Source organism: Dickeya sp. CFBP 2040 (assembly GCF_012273755.1).
Classification (GTDB): domain Bacteria; phylum Pseudomonadota; class Gammaproteobacteria; order Enterobacterales; family Enterobacteriaceae; genus Dickeya; species Dickeya poaceiphila.
The window spans coordinates 71,009-82,583 of the sequence record NZ_JAAVXH010000078.1 but is presented as its reverse complement, the minus strand read 5'-3'; the positions used below and the strand labels follow the sequence as shown (position 1 = coordinate 82,583).

At 51.4% G+C, this 11,575-nt stretch carries 7 protein-coding genes; 5 read left to right on the top strand and 2 right to left on the bottom strand.

The features are described from left to right. The first annotated feature begins 565 nt into the window (after positions 1–565). Together Dpoa2040_RS10470 and dcuR are read left to right on the top strand one after the other, a co-directional pair. On the top strand, positions 566–2,179 hold the full coding sequence (locus Dpoa2040_RS10470; RefSeq protein WP_042867622.1) for a sensor histidine kinase: 1,614 nt from the start codon (positions 566–568) through the stop codon (positions 2,177–2,179). Positions 2,180–2,191: 12 nt separating this feature from the next. Further along, entirely contained in the window at positions 2,192–2,914 is a 723-nt protein-coding gene (gene dcuR, locus Dpoa2040_RS10465; RefSeq protein WP_042867624.1) for a two-component system response regulator DcuR, read from the top strand. Between the two features lie 115 nt (positions 2,915–3,029). Here the strand turns inward: dcuR and Dpoa2040_RS10460 are convergent, their stop codons facing one another. Continuing rightward, on the bottom strand, positions 3,030–4,373 hold the full coding sequence (locus Dpoa2040_RS10460) for a 2-hydroxycarboxylate transporter family protein (protein ID WP_042867626.1): 1,344 nt from the start codon (positions 4,371–4,373) through the stop codon (positions 3,030–3,032). Between the two features lie 523 nt (positions 4,374–4,896). After that, positions 4,897–6,900 (bottom strand): methyl-accepting chemotaxis protein, encoded by a 2,004-nt coding sequence (locus Dpoa2040_RS10455; RefSeq protein WP_168641205.1) that lies wholly within the window; start codon positions 6,898–6,900, stop codon positions 4,897–4,899. A 908-nt stretch (positions 6,901–7,808) separates the two neighbouring features. Between Dpoa2040_RS10455 and dppA the strand changes: the two genes are divergently transcribed. The 3 genes from dppA (at position 7,809) to dppC (ending at position 11,561) form a co-directional block, all read left to right on the top strand. Beyond that, positions 7,809–9,416 carry a dipeptide ABC transporter periplasmic-binding protein DppA gene (dppA, locus tag Dpoa2040_RS10450; RefSeq protein WP_168641202.1) on the top strand — a complete coding sequence of 536 codons (1,608 nt, stop codon included), beginning with the start codon at positions 7,809–7,811 and terminating at the stop codon, positions 9,414–9,416. Positions 9,417–9,626: 210 nt separating this feature from the next. Beyond that, complete coding sequence (dppB, locus tag Dpoa2040_RS10445) at positions 9,627–10,646, top strand: dipeptide ABC transporter permease DppB (protein WP_042867630.1); 1,020 nt, start codon at positions 9,627–9,629, stop codon at positions 10,644–10,646. 12 nt (positions 10,647–10,658) lie between these two features. Next, the gene (dppC, locus tag Dpoa2040_RS10440) at positions 10,659–11,561 is read left to right on the top strand and encodes a dipeptide ABC transporter permease DppC (RefSeq protein WP_168641201.1); all 903 of its coding nucleotides are present in this window, start codon (positions 10,659–10,661) and stop codon (positions 11,559–11,561) included. Positions 11,562–11,575 lie beyond the last annotated feature (14 nt).

Below are 11,575 nucleotides of genomic sequence, written 5' to 3'. Positions count from 1 at the left end.
AAACATCGCTCAGGTTAAGTATCGACGGTTTTATTTTGCTGTTATCTTTCGATATTCCTGCCGTAATACGCCTTTTGAGTCATTATGATGCTATTTTCCCGTTGGCTACCGTTGATCTCGATCAAGTAAGCCCCAACGAGCCACAATGACTTATTTAAAATGGCAGTTTCCTGATGTTACCCAGCCTATTTCACGTTGCCGCTTTTTATGGATCTCACCCATTTTCGGATGTCAGTATCTGGATGCACTGTATGAGTGCACTAAAGGCGCGTTGTTTACTTTGCACTGACGAGCCGGTGCAAGTGGAATTATTTTGGCGGTATGGAATAGTTCATCATTACTGAGATAGAAGGTAGCTGATAATCATTCACCTTTCATATCAGCCACATTACGTGTTTGGAATATTGCTGGTTTGCTCACAATACTGGCGCGACGATTTTCCCCGTAAACGTTAGCCAGATTTGTAATTATTGACGCACTCTTGGCAGATTGTGGTTAATCTTTGCGAACCCAATGCATGAACAGGTTAATATAGCGGAATAATAGTACCAGCTCGGAGCGCGACATGAGTAAAAAAAAGACACCGCTGAAATTAGGCACATCGATCATTCTCATGGTGTCGGCGGTGATTGGCTCCGTACTGTTGGTGGTTTATGCACTGTTATTTTTTCGCATTACTGAGCTGACTGAATCGCATCTCAAGGAGAAAGCCTTTGCGATTGCCCGCACTGTCGCTAATTCGCCGATAGTGGTGGATGAACTGAAAGGTATTGGTGATCCGATGCTGGTGCAGCGTTTTTCCGAGAGCGTGAAAAGCCGTAACCACCTGCTGTTTGTGATCGTTACCGATATGCAAGGCATCCGTCATTCTCATCCGGAGCCGGAGCTGATAGGCCGCCACTTTATTGGCGACGACCTCTATCCGGCGTTGCTGGGGCTGGAAAATACGGCGATAAATCGTGGCGTGTTGGACCCGGCGCTGCGCGTGTTCACACCGATTTTTGACGAAAACCACCGCCAGCTTGGCGTGGTCGCGGTTGGGATTTCGCTCTCCAGCGTGCAGTCGGTTATTGATGAAAACCGTTGGATCATTCCCTGGACTATCTTGTTCGGTGCGCTGGTCGGTCTGCTGGGCACCTATTTTCTGGTGAAAACCCTCAAACGCATCATGCTGGGTTTTGAGCCGTTTGAAATTTCCAATCTATTCGAGCAACGCAACGCCATGCTCAAACAAATCAAGGAAGGGGTGATCGCCGTCGATACCGACCTGCGTGTCACCATCATTAATGACGAAGCCCGGCGGCTGTTTAGTCAGCATGGCTCCGGCGAAACGCTGGCTATCGGCAGTACCATCAGCCGCTGGCCTGCGCTGATGAATCTGGAGAAGGTGCTGGAGTCAGGCGCGGCGCGGCAGGATGAGGAAATCAACTTCAACGGCAACCTGTTGCTGATCAACACCGTACCGGTCGTCGTGCAGGGGGATATTATCGGCGCTATCGCCACCTTTCGTGATAAAACGGAAGTCAGTCAACTGCTGCAACGCCTGACCGGGATGTCGTACTACGCTGATGCCTTGCGTGCCCAGTCGCATGAATTCATGAACAAGCTGCATGTCATTCTTGGCATGTTGCATTTGAAATATTACCCACAGCTGGAAGAATATATTTTAAAAACCGCCAATAATTATCAGGCGGAAATCGGTTCGATTATTCGTAAAGTAAAATCGCCGGTGATTGCCGGGTTTCTGTTGGGTAAAATCAATCGGGCACGGGATTTGGGTGTTACGTTGTCGATTAGCGAAGACAGCTTGTTGCCGGATACCGACGATTCTCAGGCCACCAATGAACTCATTACCGTATTGGGGAACCTGATCGAAAACGCGATGGATGCGTTGTCCGGTCTGGAAAACCGTGAGATTACCGTGACTTTCCATCATCAGGACGGGCAGTTGCACTGCACGGTAAGCGATGACGGACCCGGCATTGCGCCGGATATTCAGCAGCGCATTTACCAGGAGGGATTTTCTACCAAAGGCTCCGGGCGCGGCATCGGACTGTATCTCACCCGCCAGAGTCTGGAGAAAATCGGCGGTACGATAGATTTTGAATCCGAACCGGATGTTTACACCCAGTTTTTTGTGAATATTCCGTATCAGGCAAGACAGTTTGACCATGATTAAGGCAGTTTAACCATGATAAATGTACTGATCGTCGATGACGACGCCATGGTGGCGGAGTTGAATAAGTGTTATCTGAATCAGATTTCCGGGTTTAGCTGCTATGCGACGGTGCCGACGCTGCAGCAGGCGCGAAATTTGCTGATGCAGCCGGACTGCGAGATTGATCTGGTGCTGCTGGATATTTATATGCAGCAGGATAACGGTCTGGATTTGCTGCCTACCATCCGTGAATTTAGCGAACACACGGATGTCATTATCATTTCGTCGGCCAGCGATGTGTATACCATCAAAAAAGCGTTGCACTACGGCGTGGTGGATTACCTGATCAAACCGTTCCAGTTTGCGCGTTTCGAGCAGGCGCTGACCGCTTATCGGGAAGAAGCCAATCTGCTCAAGCATCGTGAGTTTGTGGCGCAATCGGACATCGATAACCTGATTCGCCGTACCAGCGGTACACCGACGGTGGAACGCAAGAAATTGCCGAAAGGGTTAACCAGCCTGACGTTGCGCACCGTCTGTGAGTGGATCGAAGGTAATCAGGGGGCTGAGTTTTCCACCGAAATGTTGGCGAATGCGATTGGCATTTCCCGCGTATCATGTCGTAAATATTTGATCTATCTGGCTGATACCGGCATTCTCGACACCAACATTCTCTACGGTTCCACTGGTCGCCCGGTTTATCTGTACCGGCTGATGCCGGAAAAGCAGGACGCATTGCGCCAATACTGCGAATAACGTCCAATAACATCAAAACGACAAAGCCACGAACGACGTGGCTTTTTTACTGGACGCATAAAACGAAAAAGGCCACGGAATCCGTGGCCTGTGGTATGGCAATCAGTGGACTTGATTACACCAGCCAGCCCAGCAATAGGGTGGCGGCGATCACGGTAGAAGCACCGCCGATACGGGTGGCGATTTGCGCGAACGGCATCAGCGACATACGGTTGGATGCTGACAAGATAGCCACGTCACCCGTGCCGCCCAGGCCGCTGTGGCAGCTGGTCACGATGGACGCTTCGACCGGATACATCTTCAGATAGGGCGCGATGAAGAAGCTGATCAGTGCCATTGAAAGCACCACGGAACCGCACACCACCACATAGCCGACGGAGAACACGGCTACTACGCTTTCCAGCGGTACATACAGCATACCCAGACCGATCATCAGCGGCCACACCAGCGAACTGGACACGAACTTATAGAAGCTATTAGCGCCGGTTTCCATGCTGGACGGGATGATACGACCGTATTTGCACAATACGGCGATCAGAATCATCAGCACTGGGCCGGGGATATGCAGCACTTTTTCAAACAACCCGCCGACGATGAAAAAGGTACAGATCAGCAGCAGGCCACCGCCCATCAGGTGGAAATCCACCGTTTTCGGCGCGTCTTTCACTGCAAACAACGCATTATCAGCTGCGTTGCGCACCAGATTACCATTACCGTTCAGATCACTGCGCCATACGCCGATACGGGCCAGCACACCAGCGCAAATGATGGCGAAAATATTGCCAACTACGGCGGCAGGTGCCAGTTGGGCGACGTACACATCCGGTGCCTGGCCGAGGATGGCGGAATAAGCCAGCGACAGCGGCAGGATGCCTTCGCCGATACCACCACCGATGATCGGCACGATGATGAAGAAGAAGGTGTGATAGAAGCTGTAGCCAAACAGTTTGCCCACCAGTAAACCGGTCACTACCGCCGTAAAAGTGCCCACTACCAGCGGAATGAACATGCGGATCATGCCCTGAATCAGGATCACGCGATTCATACCGAGAATGCTGCCGACCACCAGGCTGGCGATGACAAAGTAGAGAAAGTTGGCGTCTTTCATCAACAGCTTGACGGTATCGAGCGTGTTGGCATTGAACAGGTGAAAATACACCAGAACCGACGGCACCATCAGGCAGAGGATCGCCGGACCGCCGATTTCTTTCAGTACCGGAATACGCTGGCCGATATAAGCCAGCAGGAATCCCATGGTCATAATAACGGCGAATCCGCCGATCATGTTTTTAGGTAAGTAACTGGCATAGGAAGCAATAAATACAATCGCGGAAATAACCAGAAAGAGAATAAAAGGCACAGATCCAATGCGGATTTTATTTACGCTCTCCAGTAAGCCTGAGGGCGCTGTATTTGTGAGCGGGTTGTCGCTCATGATTTCAGTTTCAATGTTTTTCATTATGTTCACCCGGTAGTAGCGGTATAAAGGCAGAGATAATGAACTCTCTCTGCAAGACGTGAAAAATGGTGTTAGGGCGCAAAGCTCGTGGCAATGCGGTACAGCGTCAACGACGAGTGCGATGTTATTTTTTATAATAATCTGGGATGTAATCTAGCATGGACAAATGTTAAAAATAATAGCCTTTAGCTGCAGATATGAGGGAATTGTGAACCTAACGGCAATTCATCTTTAAATAACTTAATTCACTGTTTTGTAATTAAAATTAATTTGTGGGTGTTATGGGGGAATAATTATATGGAAGGGTTACTTTTCTGCTGTTAAAAGTAACACGTCAGGAGTAAATAAAAAATAAAATTTTAAAAGTTATATAAATAAAATAGTCATAAATAATGGCAGGGAAAATCAGCACCGGGATGCGGCCTAAAAACAAGGTATGTTCTGTGTTTGATTTGCCGACCCGGTGAACTATTCCCGTCATGGGTACCTTATGCTCACCGGGTGGCAGATTTACCTGTTAGTTTTATACCGTTCTGGGTAATGCGTGTTGTTGTCTTGCATGACCTTGTTGCCCCGTATGACTGTGCTGTCCTAAATGGAAGTGTTCTATCGCCTGAGCCAACAATATGGCTTGTTCTTCCAGCGAACCCGCCGCCGCAGACATCTGCTGCACCAGCGCCGAGTTTTGCTGTGTTACACCGTCCATCTCGTTCACGGCAATCGTCACCTGGCTAATCCCTTTCGCCTGCTCATCCGATGCGTTAACAATTTCATTGATAATGGTTTGCACCGAACTGACGGCGTGGGTCATTTCCTGCATGGTTTTACCGGCATTGTTCACCAGTTGCACGCCAGTCTCGACACGCTGGCTGGATTCTTCAATCAGTGCGGCAATCTCTTTGACGGCATTGGCGCTGCGTTGTGCCAGACTGCGAACTTCCGACGCCACTACCGCAAACCCTCGGCCTTGTTCACCGGCGCGTGCGGCTTCAACCGCCGCGTTCAGCGCCAGGATGTTGGTCTGGAAAGCAATGCTATTGATCATCGTGGTAATGTCGCCAATCTTTTTCGCACTATCGTCGATCTGCGCCATGGTTTGTACGACCTGGCTAACCAGCGTTTCACCGCGTTGGGCGATTTGTGTGGCATTTTCGGTTAATGCGGTGGCCTGATGAGCATTGTTGGCATTATGTTTCACTGTGGCGGTGATCTGCTCCATGCTCGCGGCGGTTTGCTCTAATGCGGCAGCTTGCTGCTCGGTGCGGGAAGCCAGATTAATGTTGCCGCTGGCGATCTCCGTGGCACCCTGATGTACCGCGTCACCTGCTTCTTTGATTTGTTCCACAACCTGTCGCAGCTGTGATTGCATGGTGCGCAGAGCGAAAAACAGGCTGCTGCGATCATTAGGTTTTACCGCAATGTCATTATTTAGCTCCCCTTTGGCAACCGACAGCGCAATGGTGGCGGCTTCGAGTGGTTCGCCGCCAAGCGGTTTAAGCACTTTCCTGCTGAACGTCAGCCCCAGTAATGCACTGACCAACAGAATACTGAGCACCATGAGAATCAAGGCATTGGTTAATTGTTGTTTGGCGGCCTCCATCACCTTACTGACTGGCGCAACGACCCCCAGATACCATTTATCAGCGCTGTTGCCGATGGTGATGGGATACCAGGTCACCAGCGCTTTTTCGCCTAATATCGCATCGTCACGTTGTACTACCTTTGAAGTAAGGCTATCAGTTTTCTCCTGCCAGACTTTGCTCGTCATGGACTTATCCGGATAGGAGACGACTTTTCCCGCGCTGGAGAGCAGCATCGCGTAGCCGCTACCTGCCCAGGGCTTAATCTGATTAACGGTTTGCTGTAATGATGCAAGAGAAATATCCGCAGTAATAACGCCAAACAGCTTTCCTTGCGAAATCATGGGTGCCGCTACCGACGTCAGCAACGTTGGGACGCCGTTGTAAGCGTACGAATAGGGTTCAATTAAGGTATCTTTCTGGCTCTTTTGCGGCAGTAAATAGTAATCGCCCTGGCCGGGTGTCAGGTAGGAAAGCAGCGGATTCATTTTGTAATTGCCGGCCTGATCACGGTCAACAAACCAGGCATAACGGCCTTTAGGCGGCTGGCCAGGCTTATTGATAAACTCTGCATCGCGCCCGTCAAAAGCGTTCTCTTCAAAAATAACCGAAACCGAGAGGTAATCCGGATTGTCCCGCAGAGCATATTCCGTCACTTTATCGACCGCTGCGCGGTCTTTAATGCCGGCGGCTGGCAGCGCAATTAATGCCTGACCGAGGTTATGCGCCACGTCACGGTCATAATTGAGTTTTTGCTGAATTTTCAGCGCTTCACTTTGAGCGATTTGCTGTAAGTAGTTATCAGACAATGATTTTTGCTCTCGACTGGATTGCCAGCTCAGCACTCCGATGGTAACGGCAAAACCAAGAGCAATCGTCAGTGAGCCTGTTAGCAACATCTGGGTGCGGATACTCATTGTCTTTTTGGGTATTGATTGTTTGGCCATCATAGTTCTCCTGATGTTAATTCTTATTTTAATTGGCGTTGCTGTGCAGTGAGGTTACTGTTATTGAACTATCGGCGTTGTTGACATGAATGTTAAAGATGAATGAATGCAATCAGAGATTAGGAGGGGGGCAGCATCATTCAACGATGGTGCTACGGTTCTCCTTTTGTTTTTAAAAATATAAAACAAAACAAATGGTTGTTTGGTTTTAATGCGTTGCATCGAGGCATCAGATCATGGCTGTTCGCTGTGGTATACCGTTTTTTTATAGCGCGCAAATAGTTGTCCAATGGTCATCGGTGATGATAGTAATGCATCATCGCAACGAAGCTTTTGTCAGTATTTTCACCCGATTTTAACATTTTTAACGCGCTTTTTTGTGCAGTAATTCACCATTCGAGAGGATTTTCCTATGAGTTATTATGTGGTGATAATTATTGTCTGGCATAAATTGTGTGGTTTTCTCTGTTGATTTTTCTTTTTTTTGTGGGTTTTATCACTAATAAAGTAATGGGTTTAGCTAACTTTATATCTTAATGATTCGAGGGTTTCTGTTTGTAAATCCTGACAGGGAATATTGACGCGATTGTGATCTGTTGACACATTGTGGGCGTCACAAGGAGGAGGACGGCAGAGTACCTGGAATCATTATGGTTGATCCGACAGGGCTGGCAGGGTTTTTCCTGCTTGTCCCGCACTGTTGTCTCTCCTATTTACTATTACATCAGTCTCCGGGCGCGAGCTTTGGGCTGAATATAGAAGAAAAAGTACAGACCACCGCGATAAATATCACCGCGATAACCCGAATTGCGATAACCCTGTTGCAATCACAACAGTCGCGATGACAACAGTCGCGATGACAACAACTGGTCTGACTGACACACAACATCCACAATGGAGTTCATGTAATGGCTAAATCCCTGATGAAATCAAGGGTGCTGAAATTCAGCCTTGGTTTGCTGGCGCTGTCCGTTGCCGCCGGTGTACAGGCAAAAACCCTGGTGTATTGCTCAGAAGGTTCTCCGGAAGGCTTTAACCCACAGTTGTTCACGTCTGGTACCACTTTTGACGCCAGCTCCATTCCTATTTACAACCGTTTGGTCGAGTTCAAGGACGGTACTACCGAAATTGAGCCGGGTCTGGCCGAAAAATGGGACATCAGCGCCGACGGTAAAACCTACACCTTCCATCTGCGTAAGGGCGTGAAGTGGCAGGACAGCAAAGAGTTTAAACCGGGCCGCACGTTTAACGCTGACGACGTACTGTTCTCCTTCCAGCGTCAGTTGGATGCCAACCACCCGTTCCATAAAGTCTCCGGCGGTAGCTACGAGTACTTTGAAGGCATGGGGATGAATGACCTGATCAGCAAAATCGAGAAAGTGGATGACTATACCGTCCGCTTCCAGTTGAACCACGCTGAAGCGCCGTTCCTGGCCGACCTGGCGATGGATTTTGCGTCTATTCTGTCCGCTGAATACGGCGACAAGATGCTGAAAGCCGGCACGCCGGAGAAAATCGACCTGGACCCGATCGGCACCGGTCCATTCCAGTTGCAGCAGTACCAGAAAGATTCCCGCATTCTCTACAAACGTTTTGACAGCTTCTGGGGCACCAAGCCGGGCATTGACCGTCTGGTGTTCTCTATTACGCCGGATGCTTCTGTGCGTTACGCCAAGCTGCAAAAAGACGAATGCCAGGTGATGCCGTACCCGAACCCTGCCGATCTGGCCAGCATGAAGCAGGACAAGAACATTGAACTGCTGCAAAAGCCGGGCCTGAACGTGGGTTACCTGTCGTTTAACGTCGAGAAAAAACCGCTGGATAACGTGAAAGTGCGTCAGGCACTGACGTACGCGGTGAACAAGCAGGCTATCATTGATGCGGTGTATCAGGGGGCTGGTCAGGCTGCGAAAAACCTGATTCCACCGACCATGTGGGGCTATAACGACGACGTTAAAGACTACGCTTACGATCCCGCTAAAGCTAAAGCGCTGCTGAAAGAAGCCGGTCTGGAAAACGGCTTTGAGATAGACCTGTGGGCGATGCCGGTACAGCGTCCGTACAACCCGAATGCTCGTCGTATGGCGGAAATGATTCAGGCTGACTGGGCGAAAGTGGGCGTGAAAGCCAAGATCGTTACCTACGAATGGGGTGAGTACCTCAAGCGTGCTAAAGCCGGTGAGCACCAGACCGTGCTGATGGGTTGGACCGGCGACAACGGGGACCCGGATAACTTCCTGGCGACGCTGTTTAGCTGCGACGCAGCGCAGAAAGGCTCCAACTACTCCAAGTGGTGCTACAAGCCGTTTGAAGACCTGATCCAGCCAGCTCGTGCGGTGTCTGATCAGGCTAAACGTATCGAACTGTACAAGCAGGCTCAGGTAGTGATGCACGATCAGGCTCCGGCGCTGATTGTGGCGCACTCCACCGTGTATGAACCGATCCGTAAAAACGTGAAAGGCTACGTCATCGAGCCGCGTGGCGTGCACAGCTTCAATCACGTATCCGTAGATTAATTATCTCATCACGTCACATTTATGGGCGATGGCAGCGCTGTCGCCCCTGTTGTTTTTGGAAATGCGTGTTTCTGGAGACGCGTGTTTCTGTAGGGGAACGACAGGGGACGCTTCAACGCCTGTTTTAACGCAGTGAGCAATGTCAGGTTCGATGGTGAGCACCATCGAGCCATTTATCTCTATAAAGAGAACGCACAGAGAGTTCGGGATATGTTGCAGTTCATACTCCGTCGTTTGGGGCTGGTTATCCCAACGTTTATCGGTATTACCCTACTGACTTTCGCTTTCGTGCACCTGATCCCCGGCGACCCGGTGATGATCATGGCAGGAGAGCGTGGTATTTCCCCGGAGCGCCACGCGCAGTTGATGGCGGAACTTGGGCTGGACAAGCCACTCTGGGAGCAATACGTCCATTACATTTACGGTGTGCTGCACGGCGATCTGGGCATGTCCCTGAAGAGTCGCGTCCCGGTGTGGGATGAATTCGTGCCGCGTTTCAAAGCCACGTTGGAGCTGGGCGTGTGCGCGATGATTTTCGCGGTGATCGTCGGCATTCCGGTTGGGGTAATGGCGGCGGTCAAGCGCGGTTCGGTGTTTGATCATACCGCCGTCAGCGTGGCGCTGACCGGTTACTCGATGCCGATTTTCTGGTGGGGCATGATGCTTATCATGCTGGTGTCGGTACAACTGAACCTGACGCCGGTATCCGGTCGGGTGGGCGACACCGTGTTTCTGGATGATTCCCTGCCGCTGACCGGTTTTATGCTGATCGATACCTTGATTTGGGGTGCGGAAGGCGACTTCAAAGACGCGGTGATGCACATGGTGCTGCCAGCCGTTGTGCTCGGCACCATTCCGTTGGCGGTGATTGTGCGTATGACGCGCTCGGCGATGCTGGAAGTGCTGGGCGAGGATTATATCCGTACCGCTCGCGCCAAGGGGCTGAGCCGTCTGCGGGTGATTGTGATACATGCGTTGCGTAACGCGATGCTGCCAGTGGTGACGGTGATTGGCTTGCAGGTGGGGACCATGTTGGCCGGTGCGATCCTGACTGAAACTATTTTTTCCTGGCCGGGACTGGGCCGCTGGTTGATAGACGCGTTGCAGCGTCGTGACTACCCGGTGGTGCAAGGCGGGGTATTGCTGGTTGCTACCATGATCATTTTGGTGAACCTGCTGGTGGATGTGCTCTACGGCGTGGTGAACCCGCGCATTCGGCATAAGAAATAAGGGAGACGCGGGATGACTCACGTTACCGAATCCGCAGCGACGGCTGCGCCGAAGCCCATGACCCCGTTGCAGGAGTTCTGGCACTACTTTAAACGTAACAAAGGGGCTGTTGTCGGCCTGGTGTATATCATCCTGATGCTGGTGATAGCGATTGGTGCCAGCGTACTGGCCCCGCACGCACCGGCTGAACAGTTCCGCGACGCGCTGCTTAAACCGCCAGTTTGGCAGGAAGGCGGCAGTTGGCAGTACATTCTGGGAACTGACGATGTGGGCCGCGACGTGCTGTCGCGCCTGATGTACGGCGCGCGTCTGTCGCTGCTGGTGGGCTGTCTGGTGGTGGTGATGTCGCTTGTCCTCGGCATCATTTTCGGGCTGCTCGCCGGTTACTTTGGCGGTGCGGTTGATGCCGCCATCATGCGTCTGGTGGATATCATGCTGGCGCTGCCGAGCTTGCTGCTGGCGCTGGTGCTGGTGGCCATTTTTGGCCCCTCCATCGTCAATGCATCACTGGCGCTGACTTTCGTGTCGCTGCCGCACTATGTGCGTCTGACCCGCGCTGCGGTGCTGGTGGAAGTGCACCGCGACTACGTGACCGCCTCGCGCGTGGCGGGGGCCGGTCCGTTGCGTCAGATGTTCGTCAACATTTTCCCTAACTGCCTGGCACCGTTGATCGTGCAGGCATCGATGGGTTTTTCCAACGCCATTCTCGACATGGCTGCACTTGGGTTCCTCGGCATGGGCGCACAGCCGCCTACACCGGAATGGGGCACCATGCTTTCCGACGTGCTGCAGTTTGCGCAGAGCGCCTGGTGGGTGGTGACGTTCCCCGGTCTGGCAATTTTGCTGACGGTATTGGCATTTAACCTGATGGGGGACGGCCTGCGTGATGCTCTCGACCCCAAACTCAAGCAGTAACATGCAGTGATAGA